We start from the raw sequence: 20,002 nt of genomic DNA on the forward strand, positions 1-20,002 counted from the left end.
TTATGCAGCCTCCTCAACATTTTTTATAAAACCTTTACTTGTTTTTACTATTACTTTCTCACTAATTAGCAGAATCCCTGGTAATACAAATAAGATTACAAACATGCTAATTATTGCTCCTCTTGCCATTAATGTGCATAGCGAACTTACCATTTCTAGTTTAGATATAATACCAACTCCAGCTGTAGCCCCAAAGAATGTCAAAGCGCTAGTAATAATTGATCTAGATGAGCTTTGAACAGCTATTCTCATAGCATCCATTTTGTTTGATGACATTTCAAGTTCTTCTTTAAATCTAGTGGTTAATAATATAGCATAATCCACTGTAGCACCTAATTGTATTGTTCCTATCACTATTGACGCTATGAAAGGAATTACACTACCTGTATAGAAAGGAATACCTAAATTTATAAATATTGCAAGCTCAATAGCAATAACCAAAATTATTGGCAAACTTAATGACATAAATACTAGTGCTATAATTATAAATATAGCTACTATAGATGCAATACTAACATTTTTAAAGTCTATATCTGAAATTTTGATTAAGTCATTAGTCAATGGAGCTTCTCCACTTACTAATCCATCAGAATCATATTTTTTTACTATGTCATTTATTTTTACAAGTTGTTCTTTTACCTCATCTGTTGCTGCCTTATATTCTGAGTTTACTACAAAAAGCTCATAGCCTCCTGATCTTATCTTTTCTAATAAATCTTTTGGTACAAAACTCTCAGGTACCCTTGGTCCTAATATTTTCTCTAGGGCAATTACTGAGGAAACTCCATCTACCTGTTCTAGTTCATCAGCCATAGCTTTAACTTTATAGTTATCTAAGGTATCTTTAATCAAAATCATGTTTGTAGATGTCATTCCGTAGTCATTCTTCAACTTATTAGTTCCAACGATAGATGGTAAATCCTTTGGAAGAGACTCATCTAAATTGTAATATACTTTAGCATTAACCTTACCTATAAATGCAGGGATAAATACTAAAATTCCTATTAATACAAAAGCTTTATGGTGTTTTACCACAAATTCAGAAGTCTTCTCAAAGGTTGGTAGTAAAGTTTTATGTCTATATTTATGAATAACTCTATCAAATGTAAGAATTAAAGCAGGTAAAATAGTTACTGTACATATAACTCCAAGAAGTACTCCTTTAGCCATAACCAGTCCTATATCTTTACCAAGAGCTAAATCCATTGTACAAAGAGCTAAAAATCCAGCTATTGTAGTTAATGAACTTCCTGCTACAGAAGTCATTGTATTGGCTATAGCATTTGCCATAGCTATTACTTTGTCCTTTTGAACTTCTCTTTCTTCATCATATCTGTGCAGTAAGAAAATTGAGTAATCCATAGTTACTCCAAGTTGCAATATTGCTGATAGAGCCTTAGTTATATAGGATATCTCTCCAAAAATAATATTACTTCCCATATTATAAATTACTGCAATTCCTATACTCCCTAAGAATATAACCGGTATTACCACTGAATCCATAGTAAGTGCTAGAACTATTAAAGATAATACTACTGCTATTAATACATAAAATGGAGTTTCCTTATCTGATAAGTCCTTAGTATCTTTAACTATTCCAGCCATCCCACTTAGAAAGCTTTGTTCTCCAGCAACCTTTCTTATATCTTCTACAGCATTTTGTGTAATAATATCAGCACTACCTTCCTCTAACATTATTACCATCATAGTTGAATCCTTAGCATAAAACACATCTTGTATGCTACTAGGTAGTATATCCTTAGGAATTGGTGAATCCAAAACATCATTTATCCATAATACCTTTTGTACTCCTTGAATTTTTTCCACCTTTTCCTTTATTTTTGCTACATCCTTATCTTCCATACCTTCTACTATCAGCATACTAAGTGATCCACAATCAAAATCTCTTTTTAGAATCTCTTCTGCTTTTACAGTTTCTAAATCATCTGGTAAATAGCTTAGTATATCGTAATTAATTTTAGTCTTAATAAACCCCAATACAGATGGAATAAGTAATAAAAATGCTAAAACTAAAATTATAACTCTACTCTCAGCTATCTTCTTAGATATCTTTGCCATAGTTCATGTCCATCTCCCTTTCCTTAATATCTCTCAATTTTATACCGACCAGTCAGTTTCATCAATCGTCACCTGCCTTGGATTTCTTCGATTTTCCATTGTTTAAAACGTTTTCATACCATATTATCTTTACTTATCTTCACTTTTCATAGCATCACATCTTTTTAAAGTAATATTTTTACAATATTGAATTTCTAATCCTTTATTCCTTCAATAAAAATTAACTTTACTCTTTATCTCCATTGAGAATCGTCATTCTGATTCCAATGAAATTTTCTGAAAATTGAACCTATATTTCATCTATGTAAATATCTTCACTAAAAGGAAAAAGTACATTAACAAATTATTTACTTATTAATATTTAGTAACAACATATGCTTACTATTAAAATCTATTTCCTTTATAAAAATAAAAATAGCAAGAATTAATTTCTTGCTATTTTGCATACACTACATTGCCAAATCTATAAGAGAAGATTTAATTATTGGCATACCTCTTTCATTTTTCCCTTCTAATACCCCATAAATCCTAACTACATCTCCCTTTGATATTTTTAAACTTTTAAAATTAAGTTTTCCTAATTCCCATGTAACTACATAAGACTTGGCCTCTTCTCCTTCATTTTGTGTAATTATAAAATTAGCTTTGTCCATATTCTCTCCTAAAGAATCTATTGAAGATACAACTCCTACTGCAAATACTTTTTCTCCTTCTAATTCTCCACTTTCTACTTGTGAACTTTGAACTTGTATGGCAGTATCTCTTATATCTATGTTTACATTATTATCTTCTACTGGTTTCTCAATTTGAGTTCCATTGATTTCATCTTTGTTAGAGTTTTTAATAGACTTATTGCATCCTACCATGGAAGTAACTACAACACCTAAACACATTATAATCAACAATACTTTTTTCATTTCTTCATCTCCTATATTCTCTTTATAAGCTATATATATCAATATCAGCGTGAAAATAATACATTATTTATAAAGATAAATTATGTATATGTATCATAAGGTTCATATTTTACAACTTTGGAATTAGATAAATATTCATATAAATCCTCATGGTCATCTATTGTAAACTTACGCAGTAAAAGCCTATCAGTATATAAATATTGTTGCTCCATTTTATAACCCTCCATTTAAAATTATTATTACAATATTATGGTACCTAACTCCCACGGCTTGGTCAACATATTTTTCTAAATTTTCTATTATTTCCTCAAACAATTTTATACTAAATTTAAAAGAAATAAAAATAAGGCTAGTAAGACTTTCTTCAGTCTACTGCCCTTAATTTCACTTTCGGTAAATTATGTAAATATATTTTATAATTAAAACATTTTTAATTTAGCTAATTTAAAAATTCATCTTGAAAATATGATAGTAGCACTTTTAGAATCACTAAGCAATTCCTAATGCTACGTTTACCATTTTATTTGTTCTTGTAGATGCTGCTATTATCTTTTCATAGAGTTCATTATCATTATATCCTTGATTTAAATATTTATTTTCATAATACTCAAAAGGTAGATTAGTATTATTAATACTTAATTTTTCTGCCAACATTCTATCTGCCATTAGCTTTCTAGCTTGTGCTCTATACTTATTTCTTAAAAAGTGAGCTTGCTTTGCTTGTTCTTTTATTGATAATGATTTATCTATTTCATTAATAATATTTTTATCACGTTTATTATACCATATTCTTACTTCTAAATTATTTAATTTTCCTATTAATTCCTTGTATCTATTAAAATTATTTGCAGTTCTTACCTCTTTAACCTTTCTTACATATTTCATTCTTTACCATTATATCATATTTGTTAAAATCTATCAAATTGCATCTTTATATACCCCATTTAATCACATCACCTATAATCATAATTCCTTCAAACCCGCATGAATAAAACAACTATTTAAATAGTTAAATAGTTTCCTATATAAATATTTATCTAGTTTTATATATAAAATTTCATATAAAACCATCAGGATATACTAAATCATATATCTTGATGGTTTCTGTTAAATAAATTTATATAATAAATATCATATATTCTATACTAATTTTTGATTGAAAATATTATCTAACTCCAACTTTCTCACCTTTTTTTGAATTTCTTCTGACTCTAAAATATAAAGTTTATTATCCTTCATTCTCTTAAAGTACTCGGCTCCTGCAAAGGTATATCTATTTCTTCTACCTTCTGTAGTTTGAACCTTTTCATTAGCATAAGCTATAATGTCTCCAGTAGCTAAATTTCTTGGAAGGGTTAAAAGTGGCATTCCAAGCTCATTTCTAACAGCATTATGTCCTGCTAATGAACCAGTTGTTATGGCTTCCGTATGTCCTACAAAAAGTCCACTTTTTTCTCCAGCGCAGAATAAATTATCAAGTCCTACAACTTTCATTTGATTACTTCTTGGCGCAACTGATAAATATCTAATGGAGTTTCCTTTACCACCTGCATATGGATCTACAAATTTTGCCTCTTCAAGACCTTCAATTTTTCTAAGCTTATCTAAGGGATAATAAGAAGTCATTAACTTAGCATGACCAGTATCTAAAAGTACTATATTTTCCGCAAATTCCTTTAGTGCATATTGCTGACAAACCTTTTGCTTTAACTTATCCGTATTTATATCTTCTGGTGGAACCTTTAATACTACTACTCCTGTTTCATCTAACTGGTTTACTATTTTCTCTGATAAACTATCCTTCTCCAACTTGCATGATCCACTGAAAGCACCAAATACATCTTCCTGTCTTTCACCTTTTATATCTTCTATACCTGCTCTATAACTAATACTTACTCTTGGTCCAAAGGCTGGGCATCTTAAAATACACATAGAACAACCATTTCCATATCGTAAACAATTTCCCATAGGTCCTGTAGAACCAGTAGTTTCTACAAATGCATCTGCTTCTATATATTCACCATTACTAAGATAAACTCCCTTGATACCAATTCCTTCCATGTTAACATCTACTACACGGCTTACAAATCTAATTTTTATTCCCATTTTTTCAATGTGTCTTCTTACTGCTGGCTCTATTCTATTTACATTATAAAGCCATGCATGCTCATGCCCTGGAAAATCTATATTTTTGTGGAGTGTATTAGCATCAGTTATGTTGATTAAATCTCCAGCTCCTAGAGCTATAAGCTCCTCTGCTGCAGTATACCTTCCATTATTCCTCATAATTCCGCCAACATTTCCAAGTCCTAGTAATAAATCTGTTTTTTCAAATATTTCAACTTCAGCTCCGGCTTTACATGCAGAAATTGCAGCTGCACAACCAGACCAGCCTCCCCCTATTATAACTATCTTCAATACAATCTTCTCCCTTCAAATATATATTTAGGACTGGTTTGCATCTTACACAGTCTTCTCAATTTTTCATCATCATTCATAATTGTACAGCAACCACAAACCCCTTCCCCACAACACATTTTTGCATTATTGGAACAAGAAAATTCAATATTCTTATCATAAGCTTCTACTATTTTCATGATTTGATGACTAAGCACATCTGCACTATCACAATGCACTAAAGCAACATTACCCTTAGTTAAAATTCCTTCTAAAATCTTTCTACACTTACAATCAAGAATTCCACCCATAAGCAGTGTATTAGTTTTAATTATTTCTGTAGCATATTTTTTCAATTCCTTTTCTATAAATATAGTATCTAAAGTTCCTTCATCAAGAATTACTGTAATTGTATTTTCATTATTGTATAGTTTCTCCATAACAGGTACCATCGGTGCTTGACCTATACCTCTACATACTAAAACACAATGATTTCTTTTAATGGTATTCACTGAATTAAGTCCTAAAATTCCATTCCAAAAAGGACCTTTAATTAAAACATATTCATTAATACTTACATCTTTAAGTATCTTTGTTTTAAGTCCCTTTAATTCAATAGCCAAGGTAATAACATCATTTCCTGTATCACTATCCATTACACAAATTGGGGTATCAAAGGCTTGTTCACAATCCTCTTTTCTAATAAATACAAAGGAACCAGGACCAACTAATTCGCTAGCTAGTTTTTGAGTAACTTTAATCTTTAATATCATAAGCTTTTCATTTATTAGTTCTTTATCTATAATTTGAAATCTTTGATGCTTCCTTCCTTCCTTTGCCTTAAAATTGTTTTGCATAAATTCCTGATATATGCACACTCCATTCCAATTTACGCAATCACAAAAGTCTTTGCCATCTAAGTGAGAACAAAGAATGCAATTTCCTGACTCAGCTAAATGACATGGACAGTATTCACTTCCACAATCTATACAGTTATATGGTTCATAGCCCATTACCTGTGCCTCCAAAATTACTATATTATCAGAATATTTCACAATAAGTTATTTGCTACTGTTTCCATGAAAAAAACCAAGGTTTTTTACCTTGGTTTATATTATTTATTCTATTCATCTTTATTGATCATGTATTTAATGTAATCCCATATTCCAATTTTTTCAATATCTTCTTTGGGATGAAGGGTTATTGCATATTTAGAGTTTAATTCATTGGTTATGGTAAGTATTCCTATATCATCTGTAGTTCTAATTGGTGTAGTTAACTCATAATTAGGTATAACAATATCTTTGACTATTTTTTCTTCCTTTCTAACTGGGAAAATTAAATCTTCTTCAGCAACTAATGGTATTCCCCTTTCTTTTCCTTTAACTTTTATATCTCCTATAACTTCACCAGCTTCGATAATCTTTTTATACTCATAATTATCTTTTACATATTCATAAATTCTCTGACTTTCTTTCCATCTTGGAACACAATTTAATGTTACTACAATTATTTCATTTTTTTCTAGTTTAAAGGAACTAACAAGACATTTTCCAGCCTGTCCTGTATATCCAGTCTTAACTCCAGTACAATTAGGCTCTGAATATAAAAGTTTGTTTATATTATTAAATTGTTTTGTAAATTCTATTCCTTCTTCTCCAGAGATTAATTTAGTGGATACAATTTTATTAAATTCTTCAATCTCCTTAGCTTTTTTAGTTGCTATAGCTAAATCATAGGCTGAAGAGTAGTGGGAGTTACTATCTAGACCATGAGGTGATTCAAAATGACTATCTAATAAACCTATTGATACTGCAAATTCATTCATGACTTCACAGAACTTTTCTACAGTTCCACTAGTTCCTTCAGCAATAGCAATGGCACAGTCGTTACCTGACTTAAGCATAAGACCATATAAAAGTTCTCTTATGGTTACCTTATCTCCAGCCTTATATCCTACTTTAGAGCCTCTTATAGATGCTGCATTTTTAGATATTTCCACAACTCTATCTATATCTCCATACTGTAAAGTAACCAGAGCAGTTATTATCTTTGTTGTACTTGCCATAGGTATAACTTTATGGGCATTTTGATCAAATAAAATAGTTCCAGTAGCTGAATCTATAGCTATGGCAGATACTGCATCTACTCTTATTGGAGCTGCATCTACGTTTTTTATAGGAATACTCACTGTTGTAAATAAAAATATTAATAAAAAACAACATACTCTTCTTTTCATCCTTTTACACTCCCAACTTAAATTTGTGACTTATTCTCAAATAGTTTTATTTTTTATATACCATGAATATATAAATCATAGTTGGATAGAATTGCAGATATAAAACTATGGAGGTTTAGTATAATAATGAAATGTTTTTTATGGATTTTAGCCATAGTTACACTGGTCTTATTATTTCCTATTCCAATAAAAATAACACTTACATATGCTAATGAAATTTTTACCTTAAAAATATATAATAAAGTAATAATTCCATCAAAAACTAAAAAAAACAAGGCTAAAAATGAAAACAAATGGAGTGATTATGTAAAAACTCCTAACGAAGAAAAAATTTCAAAATTAAAATTTAAGGATTTGAAAGGAATAATAGAACTCTTTATTAATTCTAAATTTAAATTTACTATACGCACTAAATTTAGAGTGGATTACTCTATAGAAGATGCTGCTATAAACGCTATTACTTACGGCTTTTTATATCAAATTACAGCATTTATTTCAACAATTTTAAATCTATTTTTTAAAGTTAAAAATTTTACTCCTACTATCAACATTAAATATAATGAAAATTTCTTTAATTTTGAAAGTACTAGTATAATTTTTATAAATATAGCAAAAATTATATACATGGTTATTGTAATTTTTTATCACCTTATCAAAGTACGAAAAACTTCTTCCTTTGATAAAGTGAATTTAAAGGAGGAATTTTAGATGGACGGTCATCCAATAGAAAATTTAATGAAGTCGACTATGGAAAATATTAAAAATATGATTGATGTGGATACAGTTATCGGTAATCCTGTAAGTGCACCTGATGGTACCACAATCATTCCAATTTCAAAGGTATCCTTTGGTTTTGCCTCAGGTGGAAGTGAATTTAAGGATACTAACTTAGATTCCTCTAACAGGCATCCCTTTGCTGGTGGTTCTGGTGCTGGAATCTCCTTAAAACCAGTGGGGTTCTTAGTTGTACACAAAAATACCATAAGATTTCTTTCCGTGACTGAGTATAATCCATACGATAAGATAATGGATGCAATGCCTCAGGCCATTGATATGATTTCTGGGCTTTTTAACAAAGATAAAGTCAATGGTGATAATTATTCTGAAGTCTATAACCCATGCGAACCTTGCGATTAACCCTAAGAAAAAAGGCTATTTTAAAATAATTCACTAATCTTTTTCTAATGTTGAGGGTGTACTTTAATACTATAAGTACATCCTCAATATTTATTTAAGATTTAGATTTCATTTTAAATATAGCCATAATATTATTAGAACTTCTTTTCTTCAATATCCTTTTCCTCTAATTCTACTAGCTCTTCATCTTCAATAAAATTATCTAAAGATGGTAATTCACCTAAAGATGTAAAATCAAAATGCTTTAAGAATTCGTCAGTAGTTGCATAAAGATTTGGCCTTCCTATAACACTTTTCTTTCCTGATTCCTTTATAAGTCCTTTTTCTACTAAAGTACTAATAGCTCTATCACTTTTAACTCCTCTTATGTCTTCAATTTCTATTCTAGTTATTGGTTGTTTATAAGCAATTATAGATAGGGTTTCAAGAGCAGCCCTAGATAAGGATTGTCTAATATTTGTCTTTAACAGCATTTGAAGATAATCACTATTTATAGGTTTTGTACCAAGTTGATAGGCCTTATTGATACATATTAGTTTTACTCCCCTAGACTCATCTCTTTCATATACCTTTTCTAAAACCTTTAAAAGTTCTGTAGCAAATTCTACTGAACATTCTAAAATACTTGCTATAGTGTCTACTTCCAATGGGTCTCCAGTTACATATAATAAAGACTCTATTATAGAAAAATATCTTTCATATTTAGATTCATCTATAAGATAATTTAACTGATGTTCTGATTCTTGAAGAACCTCTTCTATTTTATTTCTAGGATCAATATCTATACTTCCATCTTCTTTATTTACTCTACTTAAAATTTTATCATTACCTTCTACATCTTCATGATTTAAATTAGTATGTTCATTCATCCCCCATCACTCCTTCTAAATATATTTCACCAAAGTTACCATGTTGAACTACTCGTACATCCTTAAGTTTTATTAACTCTAACAAGGCTAAGAAGGTTACAATGATTTCCGTTTTACTTTTGCTCTCCTTTATTATACTAGTGAAGGTAGTATTTTTACTATGCACTAAAACGTCTTTTAAGTAGTCCATCTTATCTTCTATTTTAAATAACTCAACCTGTACTCTATCTTCTATGTTGAAGGTTTCATTCATCTTATTTTTATATATTTCCATAAGTTCAATATACATATTATATAAATCCATCATTGTTATGCCCTTAAGTAGCTCTTTGGCATCTTGCTTTTTTTCTCTGGTATCTTCAATTATTTCAGGCCTTTTAGTAAATATAATACCTGTATTCATTTGTCTCTTGCCCAAAAATTCAGCTATATTTTTAAATTTTTTATATTGAACTAATTTATCTATAAGCTCTTGTGTATCATCAACCTCTTCAATCTCTGGTTCCTTATTTTTAGGAAGTAATACCTTAGATTTTAATTCAATTAATGTAGTAGCCATAACAATAAATTCTGAGGCAATATCTAAATCCAATTCCTTCATTTCATTTAGATATCCTATATATTGATTTGTTATATCTAAAATACTTATATTATATATATCCATTTGGTTCTTTTTTATTAAGTGTAATAAAAGGTCAAAGGGCCCCTCAAAGTTTGAAGTTTTAATTGTTAATGCCATGATTTCACCTTCCTTACAACAAATTTATCTGCATACTAAAAACTTCAATATATATTTTAGCATGAAAACACTCATTTTAAATTATACTCTAAATTTAGTTAAATTTACAATAGTAAAAACCACATCTTTCAATTATGACAATTATTATTTTGGAATCAAAAATTACTGTAGTTCATTTAAAAATAAAAAATCACCCTAAAAATTTTAGAGTGACTTTTTATATCAGCATTATACATTTGGGGTTGTATATTGTAACTGATAACTATAGCATTAAACTGAATTTTAAATTAACCTTTATATATATTTTTTACAGATATTTATTTTTTATTCTATATTATTAATATTTAAAGATTAAATATACTTATATTGAATGATCAAATATATTTGAAAATATATCTTTAACATTTTTAAAAAACTGAGATTGTTTTACTTCCCTATCACTATATAATTCTACTTTTCCTAGTAATTCATCTCCATTATAAACTTCACAATATCCAACAACATCACCAGCATTTATTTTTTTCAGTTCAGAATTAATATTTACTTTCTTTGTTAATTCTTCCTCAGTGCCTTTTTCTATGGTTACCTTTAAATCATCTTTTGCTTTTGCTATAAAGAAAGAATCACCTTTTTTATTTAATGGGATTTGTTGTACATCTACATCTTTAGCTACTATAGTTTTACTTTGGTATTTAGAAAATCCAAAATCCATAAGCTTACTTGCATCTGCATTTCTTTGTTTGTATGTAGGTGCTCCCATTATTACTGCAAGCATCCTTACATTGTCTCTAGTTGATGTAGCAGATATACAATACATAGCTTCTTGTGTAAATCCTGTTTTTAGTCCATCACACCCTTTGTAAAATCTCACCAACTTATTATGATTAACTAATTCAATTGGTGTTTTTCTACCTTCTGATATAGTTTCCATATATATAGATGAATATTTTAATATGATTGGGTGTTTTAAAAGCTCTCTAGACATTATGGAAATATCTCTAGCAGTACTTAAATGTCCTGGAGCACTAAGACCTGTAGCATTTTCAAAGTGAGTATTAGTCATTCCAAGTTCCTTAGCTCTTTCATTCATTTTTACTGCAAAAGCTTCTTCACTGCCTTCTAAAAACTCTGCCATTGCAACTGCTGCATCATTTCCTGATGCTATAGCTATACCTTTTAGAATTTCTTCCACAGTTCTTACTTCTCCTGTGTCCAATATCATACTACTACCGCCCATGGATTTAACCTTTTCACTACAAACTATTTTATCTTGAAGATTTATTCTTCCATCATCTAAGGCTTCCATAGCTAGTAGCATAGTCATTATCTTAGTAACCGAAGCAGGTGCAAACTGTTCATCTGCGTTTTTTTCATAAATAATTTTACCTGAATTAGGCTCTAATAGTATTACAGATTTTGCCTGTGGCTCAAACCCTATTACATTATCTGCAGGCTCATTTTTTATTTCATCATCAGCAAAAGCTGTTGGAAGGATTATAGCCTGCAATGAAAGTAGTACGGATAATAATAAAGTTAAAACAAATTTATTCTTTTTCATAACCGACCTCCAAAACAATTATTATGAGGTTATTTTTACCTCAATCTTAAAAATTATCCTAGAAATTTAGAAATTTTATTTTCTAAAGTTTCTTCCTATTTAGAGTTCCCTAATATAGAATTTATATCCTCAAGGTGCATATATTACTTTAAAAATAAAATGAAGCTATATAAAATAAATAAAAATTATTTTATATAGCTTCATCTTATATTAATATATACTAACTAATTACTTCATGGATTAGTGGTATATCATTTTTATATCCTTCAACTATTTCATAGTTTTTTAAGATACCCTCATTAGCTTTTTCAATAAGGCTTTCATTATTACTATGAATATATGCTATGGTGTCACCCTTTTCTACTTTATCACCACGTTTTTTATTTAAAACTATTCCCACTGCTAAATCTATTTTGCTTTCTTTAGTGGCTCTTCCTGCTCCAAGTTCCATTGCAACTATTCCTAAGTTTTCAGCATGGATTTTTTTAACCACTCCACTATTTTCTGCAATTACCGGTACTACATGCTTAGCTTTAGGCAATAGATTTGTATTATCGATACAGTCAATATCTCCACCTTGAGCTTTAACAAATTCTTTAAGTTTTTCTATAGCTGCTCCTGAAGTTATAGTCTCTTTTAACATAGCTTCAGCTTCCTCAGCAGTACTTGCTTTTCCTGCTAACATTACCATACGACTTCCTAAAACTAAAGATAGCTTTAGTAAGTCCTCAGGACCATTTCCCTTTAATGTATTTATGGCTTCTTCTACTTCTAAAGCATTTCCTATAGCTAAACCTAATGGTTGGTCCATATCAGAAATTACTGCCATAGTATTACGCCCAATATGTTTTCCTATAGAAACCATTTCTGTAGCCAATTCCTTAGCAGATTCTGTGTTTTTCATGAAAGCTCCATCTCCAACCTTAACATCTAAAACTATAGCATCAGCTCCTGAAGCTATTTTTTTGCTCATAATGCTAGATGCAATTAAAGAAACATTATCAACGGTTGCTGTAACATCTCTTAAGGCATATAACTTCTTATCAGCTGGTGCTAAGTCTCCAGTCTGGCCTCCCACGGCAATTTTAATAGTATTAACATTATTAATGAATTTTTCTGTTGGCATCTCCACTGAAAAACCTTTGAAAGCTTCTAACTTATCTATGGTTCCTCCCGTATGCCCTAGACCTCTACCTGACATCTTAGCTACTGGTATTCCCAATGCTGCTACCATAGGTGTAAGCACTAAAGTCGTAGTATCTCCTACTCCACCTGTGCTGTGCTTATCTACCTTAACGCCTTGAATTTTACTTAAATCTAACATATCTCCAGAATGTACCATTGCCATTGTTAAGTCTGAAGTTTCTCTCTTATTCATCTTTTGAAAATATATAGCCATTAAAAGAGCAGATACTTGATAATCTGGAATTTCTCCCTTTGTATAGCTCTCTACAAAATAATTTATTTCCTCTGTAGAAAGCTCTCCACCATTTCTCTTTTTTAGAATCAAATCATACATTCTCATAAATCACACCCCGCTCTATACCTTTATATTTAATTTTGTTTGTAAATGGCCCACTATTATAATTCTCTAACTATTCCTTTCACTAAAGAAACAAATTTTGATTTTACTTTAGCAGAAGTTTCTATTACTTCTTCATGATTTAATGGTTGGTCTAAGATTCCAGCTGCCATGTTAGTTATGCATGAAATCCCTAGTATTCTAAGACCACAATGATTAGCTGCAATAACTTCAGGAACTGTTGACATTCCAACTGCATCAGCACCTAGTATTCTTGCCATTCTTACCTCTGCTGGAGTTTCATAAACTGGACCTGTGAACATCATATAAACTCCTTCTTTTAATTCTATATTAAGAGATGCTCCAACTTCTTTTGCTAGTTTTAAATATTCTCTATCATAAGCTGTAGACATATCTGGGAATCTTGCTCCTATTTCTTCTTCATTTTTACCTATAAGTGGATTTGTACCTGCAAAGTTTATATGATCTGTAATCATCATTAAATCACCTGGTACAAAGCTAGTATTAACACCACCGCAAGCATTAGTTACTATTAAAGACTTCACACCTAAATATTTCATAATATGGATTGGAAGTGCTAATACACTCATAGGATGGCCTTCGTAATAATGAAATCTACCTTGCATCATGATAACCTTTTTACCTTCTAAAGTTCCGCATACAAATTGTCCTGCATGACCTTGTACTGTAGATACCGGAAGATTAGGTACTTCTGAATACTTTACTACCACCCTATCTTCAACTTTATCAGCCATATCACCAAGACCAGATCCTAAGATAATACCTATTTCTGGCTGGAAGCTTAACTTAGCCTTTATATACTCTACACTCTCATTAATTAATTTAACATCCATTATAATTTCTCCTCTTCTTCACAGTTATATAATTTTATTTAGTTATACTCTATGTTATCAGCTTATTAATTTATCTTAATATTATTTGTTTGACTAGTTAGTTAAACAAATAATATTAACAACAAATTACAATATATTATTACCTTTAAGGAATTTATATATTGTAATTTGTGTATTAAAATTTTTATTATTCTTATTATCTTTATATTTTTATATTATCTAAAACTCTTTTAACCCTAGATTACTAGCTATACAATTAAATCTTTGAAGCTTTTTCCTACTAACTCATTTTCAATATCAAGTAAATCTAATACAGTTTTACCTATATCGCAGAATCCATTTCTAGTTCCAAGATTTATATCTTCCTTAAGATTTCTTCCATATACAAGTACAGGCACATATTCTCTTGAATGATCTGTACCTTCTGTAGTTGGATCACATCCATGATCTGCAGTAATGATTAATACATCATTATCTCCTAAAGCTTCTTTAATCTCTGGTAATCTATCATCAAATTCTTCTAAAGCCTTAGCATATCCTTCTACATCATTTCTATGTCCAAATTTCATATCAAAATCTACTAAGTTTGTAAATATGAATCCATTAGAATGAGACTTCATCATTTGTAAAGTTTTATCAACCCCATCCATATTGTCCTTTATAGATACTGATTCTGTAACACCTTTTCCTGTAAATATATCTTTAATCTTACCTACAGCTGCCATAGGTAAGCCAGCTTCACTGACATACTCAAGAGCAGTCTTATTAAAAGGCTCTAGTGCATAATCATGTCTATTAGCTGTTCTTACAAACTCACCTTTTTTCATACCTTTAAAGGGTCTGGCAATTACTCTACCTACCATCTTATCTCCAACTAACATTTCTCTTGCAATTTTGCACATATTATATAATTCTTCTAAAGGTATTACATCTTCGTTAGCTGCAATTTGGAATACACTATCTGCAGAAGTGTAGATTATAGGGTATCCAGTTCTTATATGTTCTTCCCCTAATTCCTCAATGATGGCTGTACCAGAAGCAACTACATTTCCTAAAGTCTTTCTTCCTATCTTAGCTTCAAATTCATCCATAATTTCTCTTGGAAAACCATTAGGATAAGTTTGAAGAGGTGCTTCTAAAATTACTCCTGCCATTTCCCAATGTCCTGTAATTGTATCCTTTCCTTTTGAAAGTTCACTACATCTTCCATAAATTCCTTCTGGATTTTCACACTTAATAAGGTTTTCCACGCCTTCTATGGAACCAATTCCTAAAGCTTCTAAGTTTGGAATAGAAAAACCTTTAACATGTTTTGCTATATTACCTAAAGTATTACTACCTTTATCTCCATAAAGCTCTGCATCTGGAAGTTCTCCAATACCAACACTATCAAGCACAACTAAAACTACTTTTCTATCCATGATATACTTCCTTTCTTCTTAGTCACTGATATATTATATTTTACCACAGTTGTTTCAAAATATATAACTAAATAAAATAAATTATGTGTCACTGCTAAACTTCCATCTTTTTTAGCAATGGCACATAATATAATAGTACATTATTATTGAAATATGTCAATTTATTAGTTGAATTTATTTATCTATATTATTCCTTTATCTCAATATGGAATTAAATATATGAATATAATTATATAATATTTCTAAAGGTTTTATTAGTTCATTGCCAACTAAAATACTATTTTCATAAATTCCAGGTTTATAAAAATAATTCAGTACATAATCTAATATATTAGGCAGTACTCCCCCCATGACAAATATAATTATAAAGCACTCTGCGTATATAATTAAGAACTTTTTAATGTCATCTTTCATACTTTTATGCCCCTAACCCCTTTAGTGCAAAATTTATAAGTATAGGCGTTATAAAAGACTCAAATAAAAATCCAATAAACATAACTCCTGTAACAATTAAAAACATAATAGTATAATTTCTTACTGAACCAGTATTAGGTGAATATTTCTTTGTAAATTTTTCTTTTACTATACCTATAGAAAATTCAATAGATAGTACTGATAAAAATATTAAACATGGTATATATATAAGGTTTTGTGGTAAAACACCTAAAAGTGATAAGAGTAACCCTTTTTCTTTTAATCCATATATAAAAAAACTAAAAGTAAATCCTAAAGAAAATCCTTTGTAAATATTAATCAAAATAATTATTGGAAGTCCTACCACTGTTAATCCTAAGAACCAAAATCCAATTATAATGGGTATATTATTTTTTAAAGTACCCATTAATATTTCTTTATTAGATAATCCATCTAAGGTCGATGATGAGCCAAAAGCAGTTATATAGTTAATTAAGGTACTCTTGTCCACATCCCCCATATATTTAACACAGTAGAGACCTAGAATCATCCCAGTGGCAATAAATAATATTGTTAATAAATACATCCAAATATTTTCATAAAAATGTTTATAAAAACTATCTATTACGCTTCTTAATGTCATACATATTCCCCCTTAGTTTATTTAAGAATTAATTTATATTTATGCCTAACCTAAGGGTAATATTCCATTATATTTAATTTTTACAAGTATGCTAAAGCTGCAATAGTCTTTCCGTCTATAACTTCTCCACTTTTAACCATTTCTTTAATTTTATCTATACTATATGATTTCACATTTATAAATTCATCATCATCTCTATTAACTTCCCCTTTATATAACTCAGTAGCCTTATATAAATATATATATTCATCTGAAAATCCAGGTGCTGTAGCTATTTTACCTAAGAACTGAAAATTTTTAGCCTTATATCCAGTTTCTTCTTCCAATTCTCTAATACCACATAGTTTAATATCTTCTCCTTTTTCTATTTTCCCAGCTGGTATTTCTAAAATTGTTCTATCTAATGCTTTTCTAAACTGTTCCACAATAAGTATAGTATCTGAATTTAAATAAGCTACTATACCAACTGCTCCTGGATGTTCTACAAGTTCTCTTTTTCCCACTTTTCCATTAGGAAGTTCCACTTGCTGCACTTTTAAATTTATTACTGTTCCTTTAAACTTATATTCTTCACTAATAGTTTTCTCAAAAAGTTTCATCATCACCACTCCTCACAATATATAATAACCTATCATACATAAAATAGACACCTTCAATTTTTTCAAATTAAAAGATGTCTATAATTTTTAATTATATATTGTTGGTGTAAAAACAATTTGTTGCCTTGGCTTTAATAATTAATCGACTTAAATTTTACTATAAACCTAATAATATTAAACTTCTAGCATACTTTATTTTTAAGTCTTAGCTTGTCTGCTACCATTGCAATGAACTCTGAATTTGTTGGTTTACCCTTTTCATTATGAATAGTGTATCCAAATAACTTATTAATAGTATCAACCTGTCCTCTACCCCATGCAACTTCTATAGCATGTCTTATAGCTCTTTCTACTCTACTTGCAGTAGTATTGTATTTCTTAGCTATTGCTGGATATAGTTCTTTAGTTACTGCTGACAATAATTCTATATCATTTACCACTAAAGTTATAGCTTCTCTTAAATACATATACCCTTTAATATGAGCTGGTACACCAATTTCATGAATGATATTAGTAATTTCTGATTCTAAATCCATAGATCCACTATTTGATTTGGGTTTAGCATCCATCATTAATGATGAAGAACTAGTTGTATTAGTAACTGGTGTTTTTCTAACTGTATCACTTGAAATTGAATTATTAAACATATCTCTAATTCTATTAGATAATACGTCCATATCAAAAGGCTTAACTACATAATAATCAGCTCCTAAAGATATAGCTCTTTGAGTTATTTTGTCTTGACCTACTGCTGATAATATAATTATTCTAGGCATTGGATTTAAATTCATTGTATTTAATCTCTCAAGAACTCCTAATCCATCTAAATGAGGCATTATAATGTCTAGAACTACTAAATCAGGGTTAGTTTGTTCAATAAGTTCTAAAACCTCTACTCCATCTTTTGCTACACCAACTACGTTGATGTCCTTTTGACTTAAAAAATAATCACTTAAAATATTGCAAAACTCCTTATTATCATCTGCAATTAGCACATTAATGCTTCTTTGCTCCATTCCACAACTCCCCTTTTTGTAATTTTTACCATATCATAAATATATAATTTCGACAAAAGTAATAAAACTCCTTCTACTACCTAAAAAAAATAAATTTTTTTAAAATTCAACCTTTTCTTATATTATAACATCATTTTGAGTCAAATAAAAACAACCTATTGTAATTTTATATAAATAGATTGTTTTTATTTAATTATTTATGATTATTATATAGCCTTTTGTATTTTTTAAGTGTAATTGATAATATTTACTTATTTCCTAATGTCTGCTTCATTTATCATCCAATCCATATATATTCCATATCCTGTATCAGGTTTATTGACAAGGACATGTGTTACTGCACCTACTATTTTGTTATTTTGAATTATTGGACTTCCACTCATCCCTTGAATAATCCCACCTGTTTTCTCTATACACAATGGATCTATAACTTTTATTATCATACTTTTACCATTTGGTTCTTGTTGATTTAATAATTTTTCTATTACTATGTCAAATAATTCAGGCTCTTCTCCATCTATAGTTGTAAGAATTTGTGCTTTTCCTACCTTAACTTCATCTTTAAATCCTACCTTCATAGGCTTATTATAATTATTGCATATTAAATTATCATTACCTTCTCCAAATACTCCAACAGGGGTATTTAATCTAATTATTCCTAAGGTTTTATCACTATCTGTAAAAATCCCCCTAAGTTCACCTGGACTACCTTTAGCTCCTTTCCTCACTGACACTATATTAGAATCTACAATTTCACCTTTCCCAACACTCATAATAGTATTAGTATCCATATCTGTTATAGGATGTCCTAGTGCTCCAAACTTCCCACTTTCTTTATGATAAAATGTTAAAGTTCCCACACCTGCCACAGAATCCCTAACCCATAATCCAATTTTATAGTTTTCATCCTTCTTACTGACCACTGGATTAACTACAAAATTCATTTCTTCACCTTTTCTATTTACTGTAATTTTAACCTGCTCTCCCTTGGCTCTGTTTACATAAGTAGCTATATCTTCGGCACTTTTTATTGTTTCATTATTAATTTTTGTAATACTATCTCCTATAGCTATTCCAGAAATAGCAGCTGGGCTTTGAACCTTATTACCATCTACCTCAATATCTGACAAAGCAATAACAAGGGCTCCTTTTGTATTAATTTTAATTCCTAAAGGTTTTCCTCCTGGATAAACCATTATGTCGGAGGTTTTAGCATAATTAACCTTTTTTAGACTAGTAGCTTCTGAAAAATTTAATTTATAGTCCATAGCACTTGAATAATTATTTATTGAAGGCACTGCTTCATTAAAATATCTATCAATTATATTAGTATAGAAATTTATAGATATTAGTATGAAGGTTGTAGTAAATATCAAGAATAAAATATTACTAAATTTTTTCATAATGCTTTACCTCCTGTAAAGAATGTTTAACTTTAATTTTCCCCTATGAGAAATTTTTATGTTAGAGTTCTTTTTCTTTTAAACCCAAAAAGATTTCCTAATTGAATTTTTTAGAACATGAAAATAAAACACTATAAACTAAAGTTATACTTAGTTTATAGTGTTAAACATTTT

Annotated in this window: 20 protein-coding genes; 2 read left to right on the forward strand and 18 right to left on the reverse strand. The window is 29.5% G+C overall.

Features of this window, described 5'->3' with window-relative positions; translation table 11 throughout:
• The 7 genes from B3J31_RS04680 to B3J31_RS04710 all read right to left on the reverse strand — a co-directional run bounded on the left by B3J31_RS04680 (window position 1) and on the right by B3J31_RS04710 (window position 7,632).
• On the reverse strand, window positions 1–2,079 hold the full coding sequence (locus B3J31_RS04680) for an efflux RND transporter permease subunit (protein WP_346868366.1): 2,079 nt from the start codon (window positions 2,077–2,079) through the stop codon (window positions 1–3).
• A 449-nt stretch (window positions 2,080–2,528) separates the two neighbouring features.
• The gene (locus B3J31_RS04685) at window positions 2,529–2,996 is read right to left on the reverse strand and encodes a hypothetical protein (RefSeq protein WP_346868365.1); all 468 of its coding nucleotides are present in this window, start codon (window positions 2,994–2,996) and stop codon (window positions 2,529–2,531) included.
• A gap of 80 nt (window positions 2,997–3,076) precedes the next feature.
• Window positions 3,077–3,208, reverse strand: coding sequence for a GNAT family N-acetyltransferase (locus tag B3J31_RS04690; RefSeq protein WP_198028539.1), 132 nt, complete (start codon window positions 3,206–3,208; stop codon window positions 3,077–3,079).
• Between the two features lie 277 nt (window positions 3,209–3,485).
• Window positions 3,486–3,881, reverse strand: coding sequence for a hypothetical protein (locus tag B3J31_RS04695; RefSeq protein ID WP_167403077.1), 396 nt, complete (start codon window positions 3,879–3,881; stop codon window positions 3,486–3,488).
• Between the two features lie 255 nt (window positions 3,882–4,136).
• Window positions 4,137–5,414, reverse strand: a complete 1,278-nt coding sequence (locus B3J31_RS04700) for an FAD-dependent oxidoreductase (RefSeq protein ID WP_346868364.1) — start codon at window positions 5,412–5,414, stop codon at window positions 4,137–4,139.
• Entirely contained in the window at window positions 5,411–6,406 is a 996-nt protein-coding gene (locus B3J31_RS04705) for a sulfide/dihydroorotate dehydrogenase-like FAD/NAD-binding protein (RefSeq protein ID WP_150844963.1), read from the reverse strand. The genes B3J31_RS04700 and B3J31_RS04705 overlap by 4 nt, the downstream gene beginning before the upstream one ends.
• A 110-nt stretch (window positions 6,407–6,516) precedes the next feature.
• Complete coding sequence (locus B3J31_RS04710) at window positions 6,517–7,632, reverse strand: D-alanyl-D-alanine carboxypeptidase family protein (RefSeq protein ID WP_346868363.1); 1,116 nt, start codon at window positions 7,630–7,632, stop codon at window positions 6,517–6,519.
• A 126-nt stretch (window positions 7,633–7,758) separates the two neighbouring features.
• Between B3J31_RS04710 and B3J31_RS04715 the strand changes: the two genes are divergently transcribed.
• Together B3J31_RS04715 and ytfJ are read left to right on the forward strand one after the other, a co-directional pair.
• A complete protein-coding gene (locus B3J31_RS04715) occupies window positions 7,759–8,340 on the forward strand; it encodes a DUF2953 domain-containing protein (RefSeq protein WP_346868362.1) in 582 nt (193 codons plus the stop codon).
• Window positions 8,341–8,769, forward strand: coding sequence for a GerW family sporulation protein (gene ytfJ / locus B3J31_RS04720; RefSeq protein ID WP_150844960.1), 429 nt, complete (start codon window positions 8,341–8,343; stop codon window positions 8,767–8,769). It begins immediately after the preceding gene.
• Between the two features lie 134 nt (window positions 8,770–8,903).
• On the opposite strand, the gene scpB is transcribed toward ytfJ, so the two are convergent.
• The 11 genes from scpB to spoIVB form a co-directional block, all read right to left on the reverse strand.
• Entirely contained in the window at window positions 8,904–9,638 is a 735-nt protein-coding gene (gene scpB, locus B3J31_RS04725) for an SMC-Scp complex subunit ScpB (RefSeq protein ID WP_150844959.1), read from the reverse strand.
• Window positions 9,631–10,377 carry a segregation/condensation protein A gene (locus B3J31_RS04730; protein WP_035129401.1) on the reverse strand — a complete coding sequence of 249 codons (747 nt, stop codon included), beginning with the start codon at window positions 10,375–10,377 and terminating at the stop codon, window positions 9,631–9,633. The genes scpB and B3J31_RS04730 overlap by 8 nt, the downstream gene beginning before the upstream one ends.
• A gap of 361 nt (window positions 10,378–10,738) precedes the next feature.
• Window positions 10,739–11,935, reverse strand: a complete 1,197-nt coding sequence (locus B3J31_RS04735) for a D-alanyl-D-alanine carboxypeptidase family protein (RefSeq protein ID WP_346868361.1) — start codon at window positions 11,933–11,935, stop codon at window positions 10,739–10,741.
• Window positions 11,936–12,155: 220 nt separating this feature from the next.
• A complete protein-coding gene (locus tag B3J31_RS04740; RefSeq protein WP_346868360.1) occupies window positions 12,156–13,460 on the reverse strand; it encodes a pyrimidine-nucleoside phosphorylase in 1,305 nt (434 codons plus the stop codon).
• 56 nt (window positions 13,461–13,516) lie between these two features.
• Entirely contained in the window at window positions 13,517–14,332 is an 816-nt protein-coding gene (locus B3J31_RS04745; RefSeq protein WP_346868359.1) for a purine-nucleoside phosphorylase, read from the reverse strand.
• A 248-nt stretch (window positions 14,333–14,580) separates the two neighbouring features.
• Complete coding sequence (locus B3J31_RS04750; protein WP_150844955.1) at window positions 14,581–15,753, reverse strand: phosphopentomutase; 1,173 nt, start codon at window positions 15,751–15,753, stop codon at window positions 14,581–14,583.
• Window positions 15,754–15,948: 195 nt separating this feature from the next.
• Complete coding sequence (locus B3J31_RS04755) at window positions 15,949–16,167, reverse strand: hypothetical protein (RefSeq protein WP_346847963.1); 219 nt, start codon at window positions 16,165–16,167, stop codon at window positions 15,949–15,951.
• 4 nt (window positions 16,168–16,171) lie between these two features.
• Entirely contained in the window at window positions 16,172–16,810 is a 639-nt protein-coding gene (gene spoIIM / locus B3J31_RS04760; protein ID WP_346868358.1) for a stage II sporulation protein M, read from the reverse strand.
• Window positions 16,811–16,890: 80 nt separating this feature from the next.
• A complete protein-coding gene (locus tag B3J31_RS04765) occupies window positions 16,891–17,409 on the reverse strand; it encodes an NUDIX domain-containing protein (protein WP_150844953.1) in 519 nt (172 codons plus the stop codon).
• A gap of 182 nt (window positions 17,410–17,591) precedes the next feature.
• Window positions 17,592–18,425 carry a sporulation transcription factor Spo0A gene (gene spo0A, locus B3J31_RS04770; RefSeq protein WP_150844952.1) on the reverse strand — a complete coding sequence of 278 codons (834 nt, stop codon included), beginning with the start codon at window positions 18,423–18,425 and terminating at the stop codon, window positions 17,592–17,594.
• Window positions 18,426–18,676: 251 nt separating this feature from the next.
• Entirely contained in the window at window positions 18,677–19,831 is a 1,155-nt protein-coding gene (gene spoIVB, locus B3J31_RS04775; RefSeq protein ID WP_414632086.1) for a SpoIVB peptidase, read from the reverse strand.
• Window positions 19,832–20,002: the final 171 nt, after the last annotated feature.

The sequence above is a fragment of the Clostridium sp. UBA5988 genome (assembly GCF_002435615.1).
In the GTDB taxonomy this organism is placed as follows: Bacteria; Bacillota; Clostridia; order Clostridiales; family Clostridiaceae; genus Clostridium_J; species Clostridium_J sulfidigenes.

What these genes read in the sequence shown, in the direction of transcription:
- spoIIM (WP_346868358.1), bottom strand. Translation starts at nt 16,810, where the DNA reads ATGACATTAAGAAGCGTAATAGATAGTTTTTATAAACATTTTTATGAA.
- B3J31_RS04715 (WP_346868362.1), top strand. Translation starts at nt 7,759, where the DNA reads ATGAAATGTTTTTTATGGATTTTAGCCATAGTTACACTGGTCTTATTA.
- B3J31_RS04710 (WP_346868363.1), bottom strand. Translation starts at nt 7,632, where the DNA reads ATGAAAAGAAGAGTATGTTGTTTTTTATTAATATTTTTATTTACAACA.
- B3J31_RS04685 (WP_346868365.1), bottom strand. Translation starts at nt 2,996, where the DNA reads ATGAAAAAAGTATTGTTGATTATAATGTGTTTAGGTGTTGTAGTTACT.
- scpB (WP_150844959.1), bottom strand. Translation starts at nt 9,638, where the DNA reads ATGAATGAACATACTAATTTAAATCATGAAGATGTAGAAGGTAATGAT.
- B3J31_RS04735 (WP_346868361.1), bottom strand. Translation starts at nt 11,935, where the DNA reads ATGAAAAAGAATAAATTTGTTTTAACTTTATTATTATCCGTACTACTT.
- B3J31_RS04705 (WP_150844963.1), bottom strand. Translation starts at nt 6,406, where the DNA reads ATGGGCTATGAACCATATAACTGTATAGATTGTGGAAGTGAATACTGT.
- B3J31_RS04740 (WP_346868360.1), bottom strand. Translation starts at nt 13,460, where the DNA reads ATGAGAATGTATGATTTGATTCTAAAAAAGAGAAATGGTGGAGAGCTT.
- B3J31_RS04680 (WP_346868366.1), bottom strand. Translation starts at nt 2,079, where the DNA reads ATGGCAAAGATATCTAAGAAGATAGCTGAGAGTAGAGTTATAATTTTA.
- B3J31_RS04730 (WP_035129401.1), bottom strand. Translation starts at nt 10,377, where the DNA reads ATGGCATTAACAATTAAAACTTCAAACTTTGAGGGGCCCTTTGACCTT.
- ytfJ (WP_150844960.1), top strand. Translation starts at nt 8,341, where the DNA reads ATGGACGGTCATCCAATAGAAAATTTAATGAAGTCGACTATGGAAAAT.
- B3J31_RS04745 (WP_346868359.1), bottom strand. Translation starts at nt 14,332, where the DNA reads ATGGATGTTAAATTAATTAATGAGAGTGTAGAGTATATAAAGGCTAAG.
- B3J31_RS04765 (WP_150844953.1), bottom strand. Translation starts at nt 17,409, where the DNA reads ATGAAACTTTTTGAGAAAACTATTAGTGAAGAATATAAGTTTAAAGGA.
- spo0A (WP_150844952.1), bottom strand. Translation starts at nt 18,425, where the DNA reads ATGGAGCAAAGAAGCATTAATGTGCTAATTGCAGATGATAATAAGGAG.
- B3J31_RS04690 (WP_198028539.1), bottom strand. Translation starts at nt 3,208, where the DNA reads ATGGAGCAACAATATTTATATACTGATAGGCTTTTACTGCGTAAGTTT.
- B3J31_RS04750 (WP_150844955.1), bottom strand. Translation starts at nt 15,753, where the DNA reads ATGGATAGAAAAGTAGTTTTAGTTGTGCTTGATAGTGTTGGTATTGGA.
- B3J31_RS04695 (WP_167403077.1), bottom strand. Translation starts at nt 3,881, where the DNA reads ATGAAATATGTAAGAAAGGTTAAAGAGGTAAGAACTGCAAATAATTTT.
- B3J31_RS04755 (WP_346847963.1), bottom strand. Translation starts at nt 16,167, where the DNA reads ATGAAAGATGACATTAAAAAGTTCTTAATTATATACGCAGAGTGCTTT.